The organism is Maridesulfovibrio zosterae DSM 11974 (genome assembly GCF_000425265.1).
Classification (GTDB): domain Bacteria; phylum Desulfobacterota; class Desulfovibrionia; order Desulfovibrionales; family Desulfovibrionaceae; genus Maridesulfovibrio; species Maridesulfovibrio zosterae.
Genome location: NZ_KE384342.1, coordinates 275,528 through 298,056, shown reverse-complemented (window position 1 = coordinate 298,056; position 22,529 = coordinate 275,528). Strand labels below are relative to the sequence as shown.

Below are 22,529 nucleotides of genomic sequence, written 5' to 3'. Positions count from 1 at the left end.
TCGGAGGCATTTTTTTATCAAAACCAGCAATCAGAATTAATCCTTGAAAGCTTGAACGATCTTTTCCATCATAGCATCAATTTCAACAGATTCAGGAAGATTCAGAACACTTCCATCCGTCATCTGTCGCTCAATCAACCCCTGAAAAGGAGGAATCAGAAACCGACGTTCTGGTATAAACTCAAGATCAGGCGGACTCCCACCCATGTATCGATTAATAACCAGCACCTGTTTATCAAGCCCTAACTCTCCAGCCATACGGCCCACTTCAGAAGCAGTTTTGAAACTGCGCATAGATGGTTCAGATACAACTACCATACCATCCACGTAGGCTGCTGTACCACGTCCTAAGTGCTCAACTCCGGCTTCAAGATCAACAAGCACACAGTCATTATTATCCATAACAACATGAGCCAGCAAAGCCTTAAGCAAAGCATTCGCATCGCAGGCACAGCCCCCTCCGGCATTGGAGAGACTTCCCATTACCAGCAGCCTTTTTTTACCGGGTTTAACACCGGGGAAAGGTTCCTCAAAAAGCGGAATCTCTACGGATAGTTCCGCTGGTAAATCTCCCACATCAGGATTCAGATTTAAAAAACCTTCTGCGTGAATTCTCTCACTGATAAGGTCTTTTCTTGATGAAACTGGTTGCGGCATAGAGCTGCAATCAAGTCCAGATGCCTGCCCGAGTGAAAGAGCAGTATCAGCATCTATCATCCAGACATTATTCCCTGTTCTGGCCAGCCAGTCAGCCATCCATGATGTTATAGTGGTCTTGCCTACACCACCCTTCCCTGCAAATGCCAGCTTCATATCAACTCCATTCTATTCGCTTAAACCGAGTCCTTTGCGCTTAGCCTTAATTCTCTCATCAAATAATTCTGCGGCTTTAACCGGGTCAGGTTCAATGACAAATGAAGCTCCTACTAAATCCTCCAATCCGGAAACAGCAATATTGGTAACTGTTTCAGAACCTAATATATTCGGAGGATGACCAAGATGGGTGTAAATACCGCTGGCAACAGCATATAATCCGATAGCAGCAGCTTTTTCAGAATACCACTCCGGTGAAGAAGCTCCTACTGGTAAGTCACTGATGTCGACATTTAATGCATCGGCAAGAGCCGCGCAAAGCTGTAAGATACGGGCATTATCAACGCAAGAACCATAATGCAGAACCGGTGGAATCCCCAGAGATCCACATATTTTTTTAAGCCCCGGTCCTGCCATTTCAATCGCATCTGGAACCAGCAGCCCGGCTTTACCTGCAGCGGTTGTTACACAACCGGTGACCAGCACAAGAATGTCTTTTTTAATCAATTCCTTGGCAAGCCCTACATTCATGGAATCTTGTTTAAATTTTGGATTATTGCAACCCACGATTCCAACTGCCCCGCGTATATCTCCATTCGCTATGGCCTGAACCAGCGGATCAAGAGTCCCACCGAGAGCAGAGATCACAGCTTCGTTAGAGAAACCGGTCATTATTTCTACAGGTTCACATGGGATGTCTACACGTGAAGAATCACGTTCACCATAGGCTTTAACTGCAAGACGCACAATTTCGCGAGCCTGCTCTAAAGCATTATGCGGGTGAATGTCAAAATGAGTTGCTCCTGTAAAACGGGCCTTGGAAGCAGTATCTATAAATCTAGTATGATAACAACCTGATATCTGAACAAGACTGGGCATAATACACTGATAGTCAACAACAACCGCCTCGACTGCTCCGGTTAAAATTGCCAGCTCAGTCATAAGATGGTTACCGGCCATGGGAATTCCCTTACGCATAAGCAATTCATTACCGGTACAGCATAATCCGGCAATGTTAATTCCTTCAGCTCCGGCAGCCTTTGCTTCGGCCACAATTTCAGGATCACGTGCGGCAGCTAAAATCATTTCTGAAACTACCGGATTATGTCCGTGAACAAGAATATTGACTTTCTCTTCCTTGATAACTCCAAGATTAGCCTGAGACATGGAAGGACTTGGGGTTCCGAAAATAACATCCGAAAGCTCTGTACCGATCATTGAGCCGCCCCAACCGTCTGATAAAGCTGTTCGTGCTGCGTGTATAAGAGTATTAGGAGCATCGTTATCACACCCCATGTGGGTACGGTGCATCATTTCAGCTATTTCACGGTCAACACCGCGTGGAGTCATGCCCAGCTTTTCCCAGATATCTTTACGTTTCTGAGGCACTCGTGAAAGAAAGGAGACCTGCTTTTTACGACTTCCGAAATCAGCGAAAAACATTTCTATAGCATCGCGGGCAATATCCTTAAGCTCACGTCCTTCAGTTTCTATGCCCACCTCTGCGGAAATCCTTATAAGCTTGGCTTCATCGGTAATCTTATAATCATCAGTATCACCCTCAACAATAGCTTCAAGCACTTCAATGAGGTCACGACCATGATCAGAATGTCCTGCTGACCCTCCAGCCACAAAACGCCCGAAATTTCTTGCTACAATAACATCCGCATCAGCTCCGCAAACACCGCGCGGAGATTTAGGAGTAATCTTACATGGTCCCATAGTACAAATACGACAGCTGGTACCGAGCTCACAGAACTTACAGTGCGGAGTCTGCTGCTGTAACCTCTCATGAACAGTCTCAATACCCTCAACTCTGGCTTTATTAATCATTGCCTGAGCATCTTCCCAGATAGAAAGTTCTTCTGCTGGACGAGGTGCTTTTGCCATAAATATATCCTCCCTGTTTTCCCACTACAGCGTGAAATGCTATAGCGTTTATTCCACTGGATAAACCATAAGCTATCAGGCTGATTATGTTTGTCGGATATCCGACAAATCAGGTATATTTTACGAACAAAATTTTTAACTCAGGAAATACAATAATAAAACATATATCAATTTTCAGAAAGCAATTCTAATTTTTCTAAATCAGGAATAAGCCAGCTGGAACGTCCCTGCTTAATCAGAATTTCATCTCGAACCATATTATTAAGAAGAGTAGATACTGTCTGGCGCGTTGCACCAAGAAGAAGAGAAAGCTGTTCAGTGGTCAGGTCCAGATTAATTTTGATTCCTTTTTCACCAGAAATACCTGAATCCTGAGCTTCTTTAAGGAGGTAACTACAAAGACGTGAATTTATATCCTTAAAAACCAATCCATTAATTACAGAAAATGAATTCTGCAAAATTTTACCCAGAACACGAACCATAGTACGGTTAAAAACAGGAACTTCAGCCATACAGCGCTTAACAGATTGAACTCCTGTAACAAGAATAACACTATCCTCATAAGCCTGTACGAAGCACCCTGCATGCGATGAATACAAATCTCCCGGTTCAAGAATACCAAGAGTGAACTCTTTGGCTCCATAGGCAAGATAAATTCTCACCCGCCCCTCTGAAACGATGAAGACAAGATCTTCATCACTTTCGGGAGTAAAAACTATTGCCCCTTTCTTGGCTTTGCGCTCGCTGAAAATAGAACGCAACTCTCCAAAATCAGACCTTTTCAATTCATCTAAAAGATTAATACCGGAAAATTTCATATGCCCCCCTGTTCATGGGGCAATGCCTTAAAAAAGACAAAATGTCAGTAATTATAGCACAATTGCTTTTAGCCTGAAAACTGTTCCTCCAAAGCAGCAACCATTGCAGAGTCGGCTTTGTCTTCTGCCAGCGCTCTGTCCATCTCCACAGCGCACTCGGATAGACTTATATCTCTTCCAGATTCACGAATAATCTGTTTGATATCGTTCATCAATTTTGAAACAAATTCCATCCCGGGACTGTCAACAGCAGAACTGGCCCCAGTACCGCTTCCAGATAATATATTCATCACCCGCAGCAAAGATATCTTTTCTGGAGAAAGAGCGAATGTATAAATTTCCCGATCCTCATCTTTTGCCTTCAGCAATATGCCTCCTTCTGCAAACTTATCCAGCAGATTAGATATAAACCGAACCGGAACCCCCATTTCAGCGGCAAGTTCTTCAAGATCATAAGGAGGTTCGGCTCTTTCAAAACGAGTACTCATATAACTCAAGGCTAAAATGGAAAATTTCTGCATATCCTCAACTCCGGCATCAGGCATGAATCTCTGCTGACGATACATCATCACATTCTGGACAGCATAACTTATCTCGGACCCGAGAAGAACGATAATCCAACTGAAATAAAGCCAAAGCAAAAAAAGCGGTAACTGAGCAAAACTTCCATAAATTGCATTATATTTACTGACTCCTACCTGCCAGTTTATATATGCCCATTGGGCCATATGCCAGATAGTACCGGCAACAATTCCTCCAGCCAGTGCACTTCTGACACGTACCCGCGTATTCGGCATGAAAGCATAAACAAATGTAAATGACAGCCAGATCAAAACCAGAGGTGCAAGCTTCATAATAAATGATTCCAGCTCAGAAATACCGTAAACACCTTCAAATGAATGCAAAAGAGTCTGACGCCTAATAGAAATACTGACACTCGTAGCAACAATAACCGCGACTGGACAAATAAAAATGACAGAGAAAAAATCAGTAAATTTTCTCCAGAAAGTCCGTCCTTTGGAGACATCCCAAATAATATTGAAAGCTTTCTCGATTGTACCTACAGTTGAAAGGACGGTAAAAAGCAAAGTAGCAACACCTACCCAGCCAAGAGTCTGAACGTTAGTATTATCCACATATTCAAGTATCTTAGCAACGACCTCTTCTCTACCTGCAGAGACTTTCAGCAGCATATCGTGAATAAAAGCCGAATCTTGAAACCCCATCCCTTTCATAAGTGAAAAAGCGACAGCAATAAAAGGAACAATGGAAAGCATGGTAGTAAATGTAAGGGCTGATGCTCTGATAATGCACTGATCTTTTAAAAAACCGATAGCAACGAGATATGCCACCCGGGCAAAAGTATATAAAACTTTAAGCGGACCATTTACATGATGTGAACTCCAGTCCCATATATCATGAAGAAAAAAATCTGAAACTCTGTTAGCCAGTCTTCCTCCAGTCATCATTCCCTCCTGATGGAACTGATTAAACGCACATAATTTTATTTCATAGCAATTTTAATTAAATGAACCATATCAGAATATAAGCCTTCTGAAAAACATAAAAGACTCTTCCGGCAAACCGAGCACATCACCTAAAACATCACTCCAACGCTCTAATCCTTTTACTTCCACTTTCGGATCATTCAGCTTTCCAGTAACGTTTACATTCACCCCTGTTATAGCATCAAATAAAGCATTCACAATTTTTAGATACATATTAGGCAATTGAATAATATCTGCATTTACACGAAGATCAATAGAATCTTTGGGAAAACTAAATCCACCTCTTGCGGTTGCAGTAAGATAATTGGTTTTCAGAAGATAATCATTAACTTTAAAATCACCTTTTTCACCCTGAATTGCACCATTCATAACAGAAAATTTTGTCGGGCTGGACTGTTTTTTACTTTTCTTACCCTGTCCAGTCGAACCGGCAAACAAGTAAGAACCATCAGTAATTTTAAACAACAGCTTACCAGTCATGGTATTTGTAAAATTCTCATTTGCCGTCGAATATCCCTTTAATTGGAGCGATGCACTTGTCAAACCTTTCACATAATCATGCCCAGTATAATCAGAAAAAAATAAGCCGGCCTCAAAACCTCTGGCCTCAAAATCAGTATCAAGACTCACTGTCCCGTTATACAGTCCTAAATCAAGTTTACCGGCAAGATTACCTTCATGAAACTTTGCGCTAATATTATGGATACCTATGATAGAGTTTTTCATATCGACATCAGCACTGATTTTACTTGCGCCAAAATCAAATATTCGAAAATAGTTACAAACAACCTTTCCTTTTGCATTAATTGCGCTCAACATAGCATCAGGAAACTGCCATTCAGGGAGTTTCACAGCCGGTTTAGCAACTCCATTTTTCTGCTCATCAGTATCAGAGTTGTCTTCTGGCGGTAAAAACGTATCTATATCGATATTATCGCCATTAATAACAAAATTAAGTACCGGCTTTTTGAAATCTACCAACTCAAAAGTACCTGTCGCTGTCGCATTATCAAGCCTGCAATGGTTAACATGCAAATTTAGATTTTCACCATTGAGCTGAAAAACTGTATCAAATTCAACAGAATCGAAAGCATTTTTGTCTTGAGTTTCAGGCTTCGAAACTCCGAATAAACTAAAGAATTCGTCACACTTTGTATTACCCAATTTCAAATGACCGGACGCTGAGGCTGTTTCTGCACCAATATTTTTGGCATCAACATCACCTTTAAGGTTAATTTTACCACTTTGTATTGAAAAATTATCTAGTTTTAAACTCCGTTCTTTAAAACTCCCCTCGCCGCCAAGGACAAGCCGCGTCTCTTTTTTAATTGTCGAAATACCGTTACCGCTGAAGGATAAATCAAAATTACTATTCTTAAAGACAAAAGAATCCGGTTTTGCGCGTCTGCTAAAAATTTCACCGTTAAAGTTTCCATCAAGTTTTAGATCAGGTTTCAACAAAACAGCAGCAAATTTAATCCGTGCATTCCTTCCAGCATGACCTTCTAAAGCTTTTCCCGAAAGCGGAGAAACAGCCAGTCCAAAAGTAAATGAATCTGCATGAATATTACGATACTTAGCAGGAATATCTTTATGACTTAAGCTGGCAGCAACTCTTTTCGCCTCAGCAACCAGATTTAATTTAATATTTCTGACCAGTTCAACCAAAGTTTTACCATGTGATGTAAAGCTTTTCAGTTTTAGGCCAGCCTTACCGGAACGAAAACTCACCTTTTCAATCTTTGCTGGAATTTTAATTAAAGAAAAAGGTGAGACCGCCCCTTTTGCGGAAAGAAATAAAATATCGCTTTCATTTTTCTCATTAAAGCCGAGATCTGCCATCAAAGAAAAATCTCCGTCAAGATACGACCCCTTACCAATACTGAGGTTGGCAATTTGGGGGCCGGGAGAAATAGCAAGACGTGTATTATCAAGCTTCATTCCAGAGTATGTCAGTTCTCCAATCTCAAGCTTACCTTTACAAGGTAGTTTATGCACTAAATCAGCAATAATGAGATCTCTAAAATAGAACCTTTTAGGTTTAGACTCAATCTTATGATCCCCTGCACTTGAAGAAATTTTATCCTCTGAGCTTATATTTTTACCCAACTTAAAAAGTCTTGAATACGGATCAAGCCCTATAGAATCAACACTTACATCAAATTCAGCCCATGGATGCTTATAATCCTTAAGTGAAAAAACACCTTGAATTGATGTTTTATCTACTTTCAAAACCATATTGCTGAGTTCTGTTTTCTCAAGAGTAGAATGAAAATCAACTGCAAATGAAGCACTATTAAAAATATCTTTGATATCTGAAGGAATAGGTACGGGAGTAAATTTCGAAAAGACAGCCTTAGGGTCAAAACGTGTAGATTTAAGGCTTCCTTTAAAATCTGGAGAATTATATATATCACGACATACCGCCGCCCCTGAAAGTCTCAAGCCTGCCCCTTGGATGACTAAACCTTTAACATCGATCAGTCCCTCAACAAGATTACATTCGAGATTAGCGATCCCCTGAATACTTTCGCCAGGTCCAAGCAACTCAGGACTTTTAACAGAGACCGAAACAGAGGTATCTGAAAGAGAGACAGTTCGTTTACTTCGAGAAAAATCTACTAGACCTTTAATATTAGTTATTGCTGAAAGATCTAAAAAATCAGTATCCAGCATAGCTGTTATATCAAAAGCCAAAGGAGTATTTTTGCGCAGCAATCCTGTCCTGACGTTAACCCCTGAGACGTTGAATGAATTACCGGAAGCTATATCTTTATAAATATACGTTGCATTAACTACATTCATTCCCCGGACAGAAATAGACTTAAAAATACGGGAGGAAGGAGCCTCTATTTCACCTTTCTCATCACCATTCATACTTGGCAGGTCCAACTTTCCGTTATTCCCGCGATTCATGCGGAAAACAGGTGAATCAACAATGATGGTATCCACCTCAAGATCACCGAAGAGAAGAGGTATCAGTCGAACTTTAAAATCTACATTTTTAACCATAAGCTGCTGTGGATATTCTGCATCCGTAGCCGAACTTATGGCAATTGGCCCAGTATTCAAGCCAAGCCATGGATAAAATATCAGATCGAAATTATTATTAAACACAACCTTTCGCCCGAGTTTCGCACTTAAGAAAGTTTCAAACTCTGTACGTGGTGCATCTGATTCCAGATAATAAATTCCTCCGCAGAATGCCGCCAGAATGCAAAAGTCAAAGAGGATAAATAGTACCCAGAATAATTTCTTAAATCTAAACAAAGCCATAGCCACCTGTAAGTGATTTTATCATTATCAATCTGATATAAGTTGTTAAAGCAGAAGTAAGCAAAAGGTAAAGTAAGCCTGAAGAAAAACCCCTCAATTCTGCATAATTTAACTCTCCTGACAAAATAGAGAGCTTTTAACAGGATGTCCGGTTATGTCAGCCACAACAGGACACTTCACTTTAAAAGCATAAAAAACATTTGGAATCACGCCCCAGAGAGATTCAAAATTCCCCTGCCCTTTACTTAATATAACAGGAGCTGCATCGAGTACGAAACGAAAATCAGCACTGCATCTGTCTAGAACAGTTCCAGGAGTATCTACACCGGAAGTAATAACATCACAAAGATCTGTCATACCGACAAATTTAGCATCAACCAGAGTAGCATCATTCAAGATATTGCATCCACGAACAGCATAAGTAATCTTGATCCCTTCTTGCTTAAGCAACTCTACCAGCACGGTATCAAGTCCGATTTCTCCAGCATTATCTCCAAGAATTAATAAACTTTTTTCTTTCCAAAGTTGCTCCAGAAAACAATCAAATAAATTCTTATCCAGCCCTTTTTCCAAACTTCCAAGCTCAGATTCCCAATCATACTCGCCCATAACAGAACAATCCATATAATTACCGATGATCGAAACACCTAACGCGGCAAGTAATGGGTTATCACTACTCAGCACCCTGTTACGGATATCTGGTAATAATTCAAGGACCCGCTTATTTGATTCATCCTTCTGTTTTTTAAAAATATCAACATCTCCCACATAGTGAGAAATTTCCCTGAAAAGACGTCCAGCCAAGGAAGGCGGAGATTCACATAAATCAGCTTCAGAAAAACGTGCAGCCCACTGTTTAATGACGGCTTCATGCACTTCTTCCTGCCCGGGACAAGCTTCACGTATACCAAATAAAGCCATCTTCAAGAAACATGGCAAACAATCCAGACGAGTTCTCATATTTTCCCCTTCAACGCTCAAAACAATAAGGCTAATTATGCGCCCTATATTTAAAAAAAGGCATATTTTAAGTCGTTTTAGTATTTTATTAGTACAAATAACTTCATCAACACACTGATATTACAGATATTTCATATTAGGCACGACAGTTGCTCAAGCCAAAGTATCAATAACCAAAATAAAGGAGCAAAACAATGCCCGTAATTAACAGAAATCAAACAAGCTCCGACGAGCCTGGTAGAGGACTTGGACCATGTGGAGCCGGACAGGCTAGAGGAAAATCTCAAAACAGAGGTCTCAGTGGTAATGGAATGAGACAAGGACGAGGCATGGGTGGAGGACGTAGAAACGGAATGTGTCGTGCTGGTATAGGTCAAACATCTCCATCATTGAAACCAGAAAAAACTCTTGAAGAACGTATTGCTGAACTCGAAGCAGAAAATCAAAGTCTCCGCAACGAACTGAATAAATAGCGTCAGACTGTAAATGTTCTTACCAGCTTTGTAACACTTGAATTACCTCCGGTATCTCTTCATGAGCTGCCGGAGGTTTTATAAAAGGAATTTTTATGAAAATAGCAATTGCCAGCGGTAAAGGGGGAACAGGCAAAACGACTGTGGCGGTCAATTTGGCAGCGTACCTAGATTCACTAGGAATCGGTATAAGCTTTACTGACTGTGACGTCGAAGAGCCTAACGCCCACTTTTTTTTAAATCCTGATCTTAATGCTGAAAAAGAACAATTTCTCCCTGTACCAAAAATTGATGAAGATAAATGCATCGGTGAGTCATGCAAAAAATGTATAGAATTATGCCGATTCAAATCGTTGATCTGGATGGTTGACGCTGTGCTCAGCTTCTCAGAACTATGTCATGCCTGCGGACTCTGTGAACTGGCCTGTCCTGCAAATGCAATAGGACAAGGGCAAAGGCTAATCGGTACATCTGTCACAGGTAAAACCGGAAACATTAATTTTACAAGCGGATTACTACGCATCGGCGAAGCAATGTCACCGCCACTTATAAAAAAAGTTAAAGAACTTTCACCAAATTCAGAAGTAAATATATTTGACTGCCCCCCCGGTACATCATGCCCCGTTGTAGAATCAATTGAAGGAGCTGATTTTGCTATTCTGGTTACAGAACCTACACCATTTGGACTGCATGACCTTGATCTGGCAGCACAGCTCATGAAAACGCTCGATATGCCCTGCGGTGTAGTTCTTAACCGCTCTGGAATGGGCGATGACAGAGTCGAAAAATATTTGATTGATAATAATATTCCACTACTTGGCTCACTACCTCATAGCCGCACAGCAGCTTCTAAATATTCTGAAGGCGGAATGCTTTATGACACCATTCCAGGATTTAAAGATATTTTTGCAGACATATGGAAATCTATTCAAGATCAGGTAAGCAAGGCATAACGATATGAAACAATTAGTAGTTATTAGCGGAAAAGGCGGAACAGGAAAAACAAGTGTAGTTTCGGCCCTTGCGGCACTTGGCCCCAAAAAAGTACTTGCAGACTGTGATGTTGATGCAGCCGATCTGCATCTGATTCTTAATCCGGATATAGTTGAGACCACCGACTTTTTCAGTGGTGAACGCCCTATAATCAATCCCGAAATTTGCACCCAGTGCGGGCTATGCTCTGAACATTGCAAATTTGATGCGATCTCTAAAGATTGCTCCATCATCCCCGAAAAATGTGAAGGCTGCGGAGTCTGTTCATTTGTATGCCCAGTTCAAGCGGTATCAATTTCACCCAGAAAATGCGGCCAGTGGTTTAAGTCTGATACACGTTTCGGAACAATGATTCACGCTAAACTTGGTATAGGTGAAGAAAACTCAGGCAAACTGGTAACCACTGTCCGGAATGCATCAGCAGAAGCAGCCAAGGCAGAAGGAGCTGAGTTAGTACTTGTAGACGGATCACCCGGAGTAGGATGCCCTGTCATAGCTTCACTGACAAATGCTGATTTAGCACTATTTGTCGCTGAACCGACTATTACTGCAGTTCATGATTTAAAACGAGTACACAAACTGACAGAACACTTCAAAATTCCATCCATGGCAATCATTAATAAGTGCGGTATAAATGCTGAACAGGAAAATGTAATACGCTCATTCTGCTCTGAGAAAGATATCATTCTGGCAGGAGAATTACCTTACGATACAGTTTTTACAAAAGCACAAATAGAAGCTCTTTCTGTTGTTGAATATGATCCTGAAGGTATGGGCAAAAAAATGAAAACGATATGGGATAAAATGGAAAAACATTTTTAAAGGAGAAAATAATGGGCAAGGAGAAGATTCTAGTCATCGGCTGTAAAACAACTATGGATGATACCTGCATTGGATGTTCAAGATGTATGGTTGGCTTCAACAGACGTGCTGGTGAATTTGAACGTTATGATCAGGAAGCTGAACTGATGGGTATTATGGGATGTGGCGGCTGCCCTGGGGTTGCAGTTGTTCCACGTATGGCTTTCATGAAACTATGGAATTCAAAACTTGGTGAAAATCCTACGAAAGTACATATAGCTCCTTGCCTCGCCACTCATTGCGAATATAAAGATACTATAGTTAAAAAAATTAAAGCAAAAGCCGGATGTGAAGTGATTGAAGGAACACACCCATTTCTACCCGAAAATATTTTTGCGGAATAACGATAATGCCGATATTTGAATATAAATGTTTGGAATGCGGGACTGTTTATGAAGAAATAAGCAGCTCAATAACTAAAATAGGCGAATGTCCTTCCTGCGGATTAACGACAAGAGAAAAACTGATTTCATCTACATCGTCACTGACAGGCAAAGATACTCCCAACGTACCGGATAAAAAAGCGACTGGATGCTGCGGAGCAAATCCCCATTCGAAAGGATGTGTACCCGGATCATGCTGCGGTAAGGCATAAAATAGCTAATAAATAAGAAAGGCATAATTTTTAAATTATGCCTTTTTTATGAAATTTAAATTTTAATCAAGCATCTTGTAACACTCAGATTTACTTATCAAACCATTCAGAAGTCAAACCCACTATTGAAATTCCATGCTTATCTGCAAATTTTATCGCCTTATCCAAATCAAAGAAAAGGCTTTTACCTGCTTCAACTCCTAAACAGGTTGCGCGCAATTCTTTCATACCTTCTACAGTCTTTAAACCTATTGATGGCATGTCTACCCTTTCTTCTTGACCTGGTTTAAAGACCTTCACTATACAGCATCCTTTTCCGCCCAGATCACAACCACGCTTAATTGCAGCATCGGTACCTTCAATAGCCTCAACGGCTGCAATAACTCCATCCTTGATAATAACGCATTGCCCAATATCAAGTCGGCCTAATTCCCGTGCAATCTTCCATCCAAAAACAAGATCAGAATATTCACTTTCACTAGGTTTACGCTTAGTTAAAATACCAGCTGGAGTTAAAAGCTGAGGGGCAAAAATATGTGGACCAACCACCTCCATTCCCTCAGATTCAAACTCATTGGCAACAGTACGCAGCAGGACATCATCACCTTTAGTCGCTAATTTAAAAAGAAGTTTAGCAGCTCGAAAATCTGGACGAATATCAAAAGCCTTGGGCTTATTTATTGTCCCAGCCATAACGACTTTACTGACGCCATTCTTTTTAAAAAAAGATATCAGTTTTGAAAGCTGACCAAGCATCAATTCTTTTGAATCATCAACTAAAGCTGCGACTTCATCACTAGAATGCCCTTTAAAAAAAACAGCCACAACACGATGTCCCTGTGCTGCGGCTCCCTTTGCAACCAGAAGGGGGAATTGTCCCCCTCCGGCAATAATACCTATCGTTTCTGATTTTTCTTTCATAAGCTATTCTGGAGAACGGTCAGCCGGGCAGATACCTCGCTCGCTGGAGCGTACAAACTCAATAAGTTTCATAACTTCCGGAATTTCTGAAAGTTCAGATTCAGCCATTTCAAGAGACTCTTCACGAGTAAGTCCAGAGCGGAAAAGAATTCTATAAGCTTTCTTAATAGCCATACAGGTTTTAGAATCAAAACCGTGTCTTCTGAGTCCAATAGAGTTTGGACCATGTAAAACACCGCGAACACCAGTCGCAAGCATATAAGGAGGAAGATCTTTTGCAAAACCCGACATTGCACCAAGAAAAGCATATTCTCCAATACGCACAAACTGATGAATACCAGACATTCCGCCAATAGTTACATGATCTCCGACATCTACATGGCCGGCAAGACTTGCTGCGTTGGCCATAATAACATTATTGCCTACACTACAGTCATGAGCAACATGCACATATGCCATAAGCATACAATTGTTACCGACAGTTGTACGACGACGTCCTTGCACGGTACCGCGATGGATAGTCATAAATTCACGGAAAATATTATTATCACCAATTTCAACAGTGGTATCTTCATCTTTAAATGCAAGATGCTGCGGAGGTCCGCCAAGAATAGCATTTGAATGAACAACATTGCCTTTACCCATGCTTGTGTAAGACTTAATCTGTACATGAGAATCGAGCATACAGTCGTCACCGATTATTGTATTGGCTTCCACAATACAAAAAGGGCCGATTTTGACGTTTTCGCCTAATTTAGCAGAGGGATCAACAATGGCACTAGGATGAATTTCAACAGCCATTATAATTGCTCCTTATCAACAATTGCAGCAGAGACTTCACCCTGAGCAGCAATTTCACCATCAACAGTTGCAACGCACTTCATTTTCCAAATATTCATCTTGCGACGCACTTCGTTAACAGTAAGAACAAGCTTATCCCCAGGAACAACGGGTCTGCGGAATTTAACTTTATTAATACCAGTAAAAAGAAATACCTTATCTTTTACATCTATATCATCAGTGCTGAGAACAATAATGCCTCCAGCCTGCGCTAAAGCCTCAACGATCAAGACTCCAGGCATGACAGGAAGTCCGGGAAAATGTCCCTGAAAAAATGGCTCATTTATAGTAACATTTTTATAGGCTGTGATTGACTCACCTGGAATCAGATTTACAACCCTGTCAACCAATAAAAAGGGATAACGATGCGGAAGCATCTCCATTATCCTCTTAACATCTATATATTCAGGAGCTTGTTTACTCACTTTCTTTTCCTTTGCATAATTCAGCTTCAAGCGCTTTTAAACGCTTTTCCATTGCAGAAATCTTCTTACCCATATCTGGAAGTTTCTTGAGATATACTGAGGTTCTCAAAAACTTACCTTTTTCCTGAATGGGAGAACCAGCTCCCATATAGCCAGCAGGAATATCATTTGTAACACCAGCTTGAGCACCGATCACGGCACCATCACCAATTTTGATATTATCAACCAGACCGGCCTGAGCAGCAAGAATTACATTTTTACCTAGCTTAGTACTACCAGCGACACCTGACTGAGAAATAATCAGACAATCTTCTCCGGTAGTCACATTGTGCGCAATCTGCACCAAATTATCTATTTTAGAACCAGAACCAATTCTTGTAACATCAAGAGCAGCCCTGTCAACACAAGCATTAGCACCTATTTCAACTTGGTCCTGCAGCTCGACTGTTCCAATCTGAGGAATTTTCATATGCTTACCGGAAACCTGAGCATATCCAAAACCATCACCGCCTATTACAGCTCCCGGTTGGACAATGACTCCGGCACCAATAACAGTCCCAGCCATTATGGAACAGTTTGAATAAAGAAGACATCCAGGGCCAATTTCAGAATTTTCTCCTACATAAGTGCCGGGGAAAATCTTACTATTGGCCCCCACCTTACTCCCCTGCCCGATAAAGGCAAAAGGGTAAACAGTAGCACTCTCGTCTACATCAGCTTCCGGATGAATAAAGGCTAGCTCATGGATACCTTCAATACAACCTTGCGGTTTAGAGAAGATATGCATTGCTTTAGCCAGATCCATGTAAGGATTCTCACTGATTAAGGCAGAATCTACCAAATCAGCATATTTCTCCTCCAAAACCACTGCTGCGGCTTTTGTAGTCCCTAATAAAGCTTCATATTTTGCATTTGCAAGAAAAGACAATTCATTAGGTCCGGCCAGCTCCAGGGTATTAACCCCGGAGATTTCTTTATCCTTTCCAGAAAGTTTAAGGCTTAAAAGCCCTGCGAGTTCGGAGAGAAGCATATCGTAAGCCTACTTCTTTTCTGCTCTGAAAGCACGATTCATTTCAAGCAAAATCTGATTGGTAACGTCGATAGAGTCATCAACATACAGGAAACCGGCAGATCCTTTATCAAAAATTCCTGAAAAACCATTTTTCTTACCATAGTCGGTAACAACTTTTTTGATAAGATTTAAAACTGGAGCACCGAGTTTCTTTTCTTCAAGCTGCATTTTTCTCTGAGTAGCCTGAGCCAGATCCTGATAATCTCTAACTTTGCGTTTAAACTCGAGTTCTTTATCTTGTTTAGCTTCAAGAGAGAGGACAAGACTCTGCTTCTGTAGGGATTTCTTTAACGCTTCAAGTTCTTTCTGCTTAGCTTCAAGCTGAGTCTTGGCAGTTGAAAATTTCTTTTCCATCTTCTTCTGAGCATCCTGTCCAACTTCAGAATCCTTGATCAGTTTAGCCATTGAAGCTGTACCAATTTTCTGGGTTCCTGCTGCAAAAGCCTGCCCCTGAAAGGCAAGTACCAAAATCAAAACAACAAAAATAATTCTACGCATTTAATATTCTCCTTATTATTTCATATCAAACAATCTCAGTATTGGGACATATGCTGGACAATCCAATATGTCCTTCATCATAAATATCTACTAAAAGAACTGTCCCATAGAGAACTCAATTTTATGTCTTCCACTATCCTGAAGCTTATCAAGCCCGTATCCATACTCGATTCTGATTGGACCCATGGGAGAAAACCACCGTATGCCTGCACCAATACTTTTGTACATACCAAGCATAAGGTCTTCACCGTCTTCCTGCTTTGTATCAGAGAAGAAACTTTGGCCATCATTCCAGGCATTACCCATATCAAAGAAGGTAACTCCGACAAGACCGAATTCTTCGTTGATAGGGAACAAGAGTTCAAAGTTCATATAGAACATCTTGTTACCACCAATACGGTCTCCAGACTTACTATCCCGAGGAGATATTTCTCTGCTGGAATAACCGCGAACGTTATTAATACCACCCAGGTAGAAACGTTCAAATGTAGGGATATCACCATCACCGAAGTTATCGTGGATAAATCCTGCACTACCTTTCCAGTGGAACACTAAATCCCAAAAGACCGGAGTAAAGTAGTTGGAGTCGAAGGTGTATTTCACGAAGGAGTCATCTCCCATAAGAATACCGCCGCCCATTTCGACTGTCAAATTATTCAAAGTACCTGTTGAAGGATTAAATGCCTTGTTAGTTGTATCGCGCTTAAGGCTGGCTGAAACAACACTGGACCAGTTATTACCTTCAATATCTTTAATATCCTGAGCTGCATCAGTAGCAACATCAGTGATCGTATAATTTTCCAACCTGTAGTCGGTAAGGAAATTAGTATACTCTCCCAAAGGATAACCTGCTCTGACAACTCCACCGATGGTCTGTTTATCATAATCAGTAAAATCTTCATTACGCCAGTAGGTACCAGCACCAGCACCCCAGAGAGAATCACCTACACGTGGATTGTAGAAATCCAAACCATAACTGATTGTTTTAGAGCTCCATCCACCGTTAAGACTGAAATTCCAACCACGTCCAAACAAGTTTCGTTCGGTAATCTTCGCTGAGACAAAAACACTGTCAGATGTGGAGTAACCAATACCACCACTGACCATACCAGTGCTTTTATCTTTAACTTTTACCTTTAAGTCCATTTCATCTGGATCACCAGTTGGGACAGGTTCAATGTCCACTTCACTGAAATAGTCAAGCTTGTTAAGACGAACAATTGAACGTTGCAATTTCGCACCACTGAACTGGTCACCATCGGCTAAGCGCATTTCACGAAGAATTACATTATTACGAGTTTTACTATTACCTTCAATAGTAACCCTGCGGATAAAAACTTTCTGCCTTTTGGTAATTACAAAAGTAAGACCGACTGTTTTATTCTCCTTGTCCTGATCCATCTGGATATTGGCTTCAGCATACGCATAGCCGTAGTTCGAATAAAAATCGGAAATAGCTTTCATGTCTTCTCGGACAACTGACCTATCTAGGTATTCGCCACCTTCGGCCATATCATCAACATTTATAAGCTCATTAATTCTGGACTTCTTAACAATCAAGTCACCGCGAAAGGAGACACTTCCGACTTTGTAACGATCACCTTCGGAAACCTTAAAAGTGACGTAAATACCATCATCTTTAATCTCAACTTCAGGCTCACCAACTTTGGCATCGATAAATCCGCGGTTACCATAGTACGCCAGAATAGCTGAAGCATCACGCTCAAGCAATTCCTCTTTAAGAACACCTGTTTTGGTGAACCAGGAAAGCCAGCCGCGTTCAGTCAATGCAAGCTGAGCCTTGACTTCTTCAGGGTCAAGCTTTTTAGCTCCTTCGATAATAATACCTTCAATATAAAGCTTTTTGCCTTCATTGATATTAATATTCAAACGAGCCTGAGGGCCTTCACCCTCTACATTGTAGTCAATTTTAGCATTATAATACCCTTCCTTACGATACATTTCGCGAAGGGTATTAAGATCGTCAGAAAGGACTTTCGGGTTTAGAACAGCACCTTTCTTAGTGTTTACTGCTGCGAGAATATCTTCTGAATCAATTGCATCAGCACCTTTAACAGAAATGGTCTGAATACGTGGTTTCTCTTTGACATCAAAAACAATTTTCTTACCGCCGGGAACATCGGAAACTTTAACTTTTACATCGTCAAAATATCCGAGAGCATAAATATTTTTAAGATCGGCATTAATTTTTGAAGGAGTATAAATATCACCAGTCTTGATGTTGGTACGCATCAAGATAACGTCTTTATCAAGAACTTTAACTCCACGGACATCAACTTCTGCTATTTTATCCTGACTAAGCAATTCAAGCTTCATTTTAGCAACAAGTTCATCAACAGCAGGTAAAAGATTAATTAACCCCTTCTTACTTACAAAAAGAGGAATTGCCTGCTTAATCCCGAAGGCCTCGACGAGACGTACATCAAGACTCAAATCTTCTCCGATTTGACTGAAACTTCCATAGACTGAGTAACCAGCACCTGCCAGCAGAGCCATATCTTTTGCAGATTGAATATTTAAAAATTCATAACCTTGTTCATCAACAAGATCCCTTACTTTTTTTTGATTCACAACTCTGAATCCAGCTTCACGCAATCTGTCAGAAAGAAGAGTGGGTAAACTGTCTTTGAGGTATTGAGCATCTGCATCAGCATTAACTTCAAAGGGAAGTACGGCAATAACAATACTCGAGGCATCATCCGCCTGGACCTTTCCTACTCCGCAATTGAGCAAAAATGCCAAGGTTGCCGTAATCAGTAAAATCAGAATTCTAGTTCTGGGCATACAGTTCTCCGGAACGCAACTCAAACTGACGATTCATCAATCCCGCCAGTTCTATATTGTGAGTTACAATAATGAGTGTCATTCCAAGCTCTTCATTAAGGGAAGAAAGCATATCTCCAACCATCTTCCCTGTCTTCTCATCCAAGTTACCAGTAGGTTCGTCTGCAAGTAGGACTTTGGGTTTAAGCAGTATAGCACGTGCGATAGCTACTCTTTGTCTCTCTCCCCCCGACAAGGTCGTAACCCTGTAATCCATCCTATTTTCAAGACCTACCAGCCCAAGGGCTTCACGGGCCATTTCAGAGGCTTTGCTCTGACTTATGCCTGCCATCATGGCAGGAAGAGCAACATTTTCCAAAGTAGTAAACTCTGGCAGTAAGTGATGAAACTGAAAAACAAAGCCGATTCCCCTATTCCTCACTTCGGCTCGTTTCTCAGAATTCATATCATTAATATTCATTCCAGCAAAATGAATGTCACCGCTGGAAGCAGTATCAAGAGTTCCAAGGATATGCAAAAGAGTTGTTTTACCGGATCCTGAGGATCCCATAATAGCCAAAGATTCACCGCCATCAACTGTCAGATTTACATTATCAAGAACTCTGACAGTCTCTGTGGGACCCTGAAACTCTTTTACTACATCTTTAAGTTCATAAAGCAATTTACTCATATCTTAAAGCCTGCGCCGGTTTAAGAGCTGCTGCCTGCCTTGCCGGATACAAAGTAGCCAGAAAACAAAGCGCGAAAGCTGCAACACCGATCATTGTCAAATCAAATAAATCCATCCGCACAGGCAGATAATCAACCGGATAAACATTACTTGGCAATTTGATGAACTGATAACGCTTAAGCAGCAAAGCTACAGGCACACCTATAAGGTAGCCTAAGCTTGTGCCAAACAGTCCTATCAAAGTGCCTTGAAGCATGAAAATTCTTCTTATACTTCCAGACGTTGCGCCCATTGACATAAGTACCGCAATGTCCTTGGTTTTTTGCATAACCAGCATAACCAGAGTTGTAATTATACTGAAGGAGCCGACCATAACAATCATTGCCAGAATGATAAACATGGCTGTTTTCTCCAGCTTCAGGGCAGCAAACAGGTTCGCATTCATCTCCTGCCAGTTCCGAATCTGCACAGGATAACCTGCAAGAGTCTTTTTAAGAACTTTACCTATCTTATCAACTGCATATACGTCTGCTAGACGAATTTCAAGACCTGAAACAAAATCACGCTTAAAACCGAGCAGTTTTTGCGCTGCCTTATTACTTATGTAGGCTAAGGAAGAGTCATATTCGAACATACCAGTCCTGAATACCCCTCCTACTTTAAAAAGACTTACTTTAGGCGTAAATCCGGCGGCACTGCGTGTTCCAGAAGGTGATAACAAGTGAACATTATCGCCGACAATAAGGCCAAGACGCTGCGCAAGCTGTGTTCCGATAATAATTTCGGGAAGTTTACTATCTTTTGCCAGACAGTCAACACTACCTGAAATCATGTTACCCGGCAGGCTGAGAACACCCTTGGCTGTCTTAGAATCGACCCCACGAAGCACAACACCTTTTACGCCACCACTGCTGGAAAGCATAACCTCAGAATAGATAAAGGGCGTTACACCTGTAACGCCCGAAATCTTTTCAATTTTATCGGTCATATGGTGGTAGCTATCAAGCGTGCCGTCGAAAGCAGTCACAATGATATGGGCATTAACTCCAAGAATTTTATCCCGGAGATCAGTTGAAAAACCGTTCATAACCCCTAACACTACAATGAGAGCAGCAACTCCCAGGGCGACTCCGCTGACTGCAAAAAGAGATATCACCGAGATGAAGTTATTTCTTCTCAGAGTAAAAAGATACCTCAGTGCGACGAAGAGCTCGAATTTCATGCGCCACCAGAGCCGGTAGAAGTCTCAGTTCTAAGGAGAGGAAACAGAATAACTTCTCTGATGGAAGCGCTATCTGTAAGCAGCATTACCAGTCTATCAATACCGATACCCTGTCCTGCAGCTGGAGGCATACCGTATTCAAGGGCACGCACATAATCCTCATCCATATAATGAGCCTCATCATCACCGGCTTCTTTTTCCTCGACCTGTGTCATGAACCGGCAACGCTGGTCCACAGGGTCGTTAAGTTCAGAAAATGCGTTAGCCAGTTCGCGACCGTAAATAAAAAGCTCAAAACGGTCTGTGATATCAGGGTTTTCCTCATTTCTTCTAGAAAGAGGAGAGATATCTGTAGGATAATGATAAATAAAGTGCGGCTGCATCAGCTTAGGTTCAACCAAATGATCAAAAAGCTTAGCCTGAAGCTTACCGAGTTTTTCACCCTCAACAGCTTTTTCTCCGATCTTTTTTACCAATTCCTTACACTTATCATAGTCCGTATAAACATCAGGAGAAACACCACCAATCGTTTCCAGAGATTCGTGAAATGCAACACGATGCCATGCTCCGGGAGTAAGGTCGATCATTTCGCCCTGATACTCAATCTTGGTATCCCCGTTAACTTCCTTACAAACTGTAGAAATCATTTCCTCAGTTAAATCCATGAGGTTCTCAAAATTAGCATACGCCCAGTAGAACTCAAGCATTGTGAATTCAGGGTTATGCCTTACAGAAATACCTTCATTACGGAAGTTACGATTAATCTCGTACACCTTTTCAAAACCACCAACCAAAAGACGTTTGAGATAAAGCTCTGGAGCAATTCGCAAATAGAGCTGCATATCAAGTGCATTATGATGAGTAACAAAAGGTCTGGCCGCCGCTCCACCAGGAATAGGCTGCATCATGGGAGTTTCTACTTCCATAAAGCCTTTGCAATCCAAGTAGTTACGAATAGCCTTAACAATTTGTGTACGTTTCTGAAAAATTTCACGGGCACGAGGTGTAACGATCAGGTCAACATAGCGTTGACGATATCTGGTCTCTACATCCTTGAGTCCATGGTACTTCTCAGGAAGCGGACGCATAGATTTTGTAATCAGATCAACTTTGTCCGCCTTAAGGGTCAGTTCATCAGTTTTAGTTCTGAAGAGCTCTCCCTCAACGCCGACAATATCACCGATGTCGAATTTTTTAAAAATTTTGTACAGGTCTGCGCCAAGATCATCTCTTGCCACGTACACCTGAATTCTGCCTGTAGGATCCTGAAGATGAAAGAATGCGACTTTACCAAAGGATCGATGAGTGATGACTCTGCCGGCAATTTTAAACTTCTTGCCTAGAGTTACCAGCTCTTCTCCTTCAATTTTGTCATAATTATCCCAAATAGTTGAGACATCTGTATCTTTACTGAAGTTGTTAGGATAAAGTTGCACACCTTCATCAAGAAGATCACATGCTTTTTCCACACGATTCTTCAGAACCTGATTGAGTTCGTTCTGAGCTTGCAGAGCCTCAAGCAGGGGCATAAAAGTTGCCACATGCTCTGATTTGCTTGCCAGCTTAATTTGCTTTTTCTTCATGCCGCTCAAGTTATTAATTCTCCGTAACCGAATAAAGTCTAGAAAAATACAAGATCCGTTGCTTGCCTAAGCTAATTACCCTTTGTCGTCAAGAAAGTACATATTTTATAGTTCACTTTCGCACATAAATATTTTTTAAAAAAGTATTTGACAACAGGACAGCAAATCCGTAGAACCCTCTTCGTTGCAGCGGGAAACCGCAGCAGCTTCACATTCCTCGGTGGCTCAATCGGCAGAGCGGGTGACTGTTAATCACTAGGTTGGGGGTTCAAGTCCCTCCCGGGGAGCCAGATAGCTCAAAGGCTG

The 22,529-nt window shown here is 41.2% G+C and carries 20 protein-coding genes and 1 tRNA gene; 6 read left to right on the top strand and 15 right to left on the bottom strand.

The features are described 5' to 3' along the window. Positions 1 to 36 precede the first annotated feature (36 nt). From H589_RS0112850 to H589_RS0112825, 6 genes are all read right to left on the bottom strand, one after another. Complete coding sequence (locus tag H589_RS0112850) at positions 37 to 813, bottom strand: ATP-binding protein (protein WP_027722392.1); 777 nt, start codon at positions 811 to 813, stop codon at positions 37 to 39. Positions 814 to 825: 12 nt separating this feature from the next. Then, complete coding sequence (gene cooS / locus H589_RS0112845; RefSeq protein WP_027722391.1) at positions 826 to 2,703, bottom strand: anaerobic carbon-monoxide dehydrogenase catalytic subunit; 1,878 nt, start codon at positions 2,701 to 2,703, stop codon at positions 826 to 828. Positions 2,704 to 2,870: 167 nt separating this feature from the next. Continuing rightward, the gene (locus H589_RS0112840) at positions 2,871 to 3,521 is read right to left on the bottom strand and encodes a Crp/Fnr family transcriptional regulator (protein ID WP_027722390.1); all 651 of its coding nucleotides are present in this window, start codon (positions 3,519 to 3,521) and stop codon (positions 2,871 to 2,873) included. A 68-nt stretch (positions 3,522 to 3,589) separates the two neighbouring features. Further along, on the bottom strand, positions 3,590 to 4,987 hold the full coding sequence (locus H589_RS19780; protein ID WP_051249742.1) for a YihY/virulence factor BrkB family protein: 1,398 nt from the start codon (positions 4,985 to 4,987) through the stop codon (positions 3,590 to 3,592). A gap of 72 nt (positions 4,988 to 5,059) precedes the next feature. Further along, the gene (locus tag H589_RS0112830) at positions 5,060 to 8,305 is read right to left on the bottom strand and encodes an AsmA family protein (protein ID WP_035076038.1); all 3,246 of its coding nucleotides are present in this window, start codon (positions 8,303 to 8,305) and stop codon (positions 5,060 to 5,062) included. A gap of 108 nt (positions 8,306 to 8,413) precedes the next feature. Continuing rightward, positions 8,414 to 9,265 carry a damage-control phosphatase ARMT1 family protein gene (locus tag H589_RS0112825; RefSeq protein WP_027722388.1) on the bottom strand — a complete coding sequence of 284 codons (852 nt, stop codon included), beginning with the start codon at positions 9,263 to 9,265 and terminating at the stop codon, positions 8,414 to 8,416. 194 nt (positions 9,266 to 9,459) lie between these two features. On the opposite strand from H589_RS0112825, the gene H589_RS0112820 reads away from it, so the two are divergent. From H589_RS0112820 to H589_RS0112800, 5 genes are all read left to right on the top strand, one after another. Further along, the gene (locus tag H589_RS0112820; RefSeq protein ID WP_027722387.1) at positions 9,460 to 9,738 is read left to right on the top strand and encodes a DUF5320 family protein; all 279 of its coding nucleotides are present in this window, start codon (positions 9,460 to 9,462) and stop codon (positions 9,736 to 9,738) included. Between the two features lie 95 nt (positions 9,739 to 9,833). Next, on the top strand, positions 9,834 to 10,691 hold the full coding sequence (locus H589_RS0112815; protein ID WP_027722386.1) for a nucleotide-binding protein: 858 nt from the start codon (positions 9,834 to 9,836) through the stop codon (positions 10,689 to 10,691). A gap of 4 nt (positions 10,692 to 10,695) precedes the next feature. Further along, the gene (locus tag H589_RS0112810) at positions 10,696 to 11,553 is read left to right on the top strand and encodes an ATP-binding protein (RefSeq protein WP_027722385.1); all 858 of its coding nucleotides are present in this window, start codon (positions 10,696 to 10,698) and stop codon (positions 11,551 to 11,553) included. Positions 11,554 to 11,564: 11 nt separating this feature from the next. Next, complete coding sequence (locus tag H589_RS0112805; RefSeq protein WP_027722384.1) at positions 11,565 to 11,936, top strand: CGGC domain-containing protein; 372 nt, start codon at positions 11,565 to 11,567, stop codon at positions 11,934 to 11,936. A 5-nt stretch (positions 11,937 to 11,941) separates the two neighbouring features. Next, entirely contained in the window at positions 11,942 to 12,187 is a 246-nt protein-coding gene (locus H589_RS0112800; protein ID WP_027722383.1) for an FmdB family zinc ribbon protein, read from the top strand. A gap of 90 nt (positions 12,188 to 12,277) precedes the next feature. On the opposite strand, the gene H589_RS0112795 is transcribed toward H589_RS0112800, so the two are convergent. The 9 genes from H589_RS0112795 to lysS form a co-directional block, all read right to left on the bottom strand. Then, positions 12,278 to 13,108 (bottom strand): LpxI family protein, encoded by an 831-nt coding sequence (locus H589_RS0112795; protein WP_027722382.1) that lies wholly within the window; start codon positions 13,106 to 13,108, stop codon positions 12,278 to 12,280. Between the two features lie 3 nt (positions 13,109 to 13,111). Continuing rightward, the gene (lpxA, locus tag H589_RS0112790) at positions 13,112 to 13,909 is read right to left on the bottom strand and encodes an acyl-ACP--UDP-N-acetylglucosamine O-acyltransferase (protein ID WP_027722381.1); all 798 of its coding nucleotides are present in this window, start codon (positions 13,907 to 13,909) and stop codon (positions 13,112 to 13,114) included. Next, positions 13,909 to 14,373 (bottom strand): 3-hydroxyacyl-ACP dehydratase FabZ, encoded by a 465-nt coding sequence (gene fabZ, locus H589_RS0112785; protein WP_027722380.1) that lies wholly within the window; start codon positions 14,371 to 14,373, stop codon positions 13,909 to 13,911. The genes lpxA and fabZ overlap by 1 nt, the downstream gene beginning before the upstream one ends. After that, complete coding sequence (gene lpxD / locus H589_RS0112780) at positions 14,366 to 15,403, bottom strand: UDP-3-O-(3-hydroxymyristoyl)glucosamine N-acyltransferase (protein WP_027722379.1); 1,038 nt, start codon at positions 15,401 to 15,403, stop codon at positions 14,366 to 14,368. The genes fabZ and lpxD overlap by 8 nt, the downstream gene beginning before the upstream one ends. Before the next feature lie 9 nt (positions 15,404 to 15,412). Beyond that, complete coding sequence (locus H589_RS0112775; RefSeq protein ID WP_027722378.1) at positions 15,413 to 15,943, bottom strand: OmpH/Skp family outer membrane protein; 531 nt, start codon at positions 15,941 to 15,943, stop codon at positions 15,413 to 15,415. A 90-nt stretch (positions 15,944 to 16,033) separates the two neighbouring features. Next, positions 16,034 to 18,748 carry an outer membrane protein assembly factor BamA gene (bamA, locus tag H589_RS0112770; protein ID WP_027722377.1) on the bottom strand — a complete coding sequence of 905 codons (2,715 nt, stop codon included), beginning with the start codon at positions 18,746 to 18,748 and terminating at the stop codon, positions 16,034 to 16,036. After that, on the bottom strand, positions 18,735 to 19,418 hold the full coding sequence (locus tag H589_RS0112765; RefSeq protein ID WP_027722376.1) for an ABC transporter ATP-binding protein: 684 nt from the start codon (positions 19,416 to 19,418) through the stop codon (positions 18,735 to 18,737). The genes bamA and H589_RS0112765 overlap by 14 nt, the downstream gene beginning before the upstream one ends. Continuing rightward, positions 19,411 to 20,640: a lipoprotein-releasing ABC transporter permease subunit gene (locus H589_RS0112760; RefSeq protein ID WP_027722375.1), complete on the bottom strand. Its 1,230-nt coding sequence runs from the start codon at positions 20,638 to 20,640 to the stop codon at positions 19,411 to 19,413. Before H589_RS0112760 ends, H589_RS0112765 begins: the two co-directional genes overlap by 8 nt. Beyond that, complete coding sequence (gene lysS / locus H589_RS0112755; RefSeq protein ID WP_035076276.1) at positions 20,637 to 22,223, bottom strand: lysine--tRNA ligase; 1,587 nt, start codon at positions 22,221 to 22,223, stop codon at positions 20,637 to 20,639. Before lysS ends, H589_RS0112760 begins: the two co-directional genes overlap by 4 nt. A 214-nt stretch (positions 22,224 to 22,437) precedes the next feature. Here lysS and H589_RS0112750 point away from each other — a divergent pair. Further along, positions 22,438 to 22,513 (top strand) — tRNA-Asn (locus tag H589_RS0112750). Positions 22,514 to 22,529: the final 16 nt, after the last annotated feature.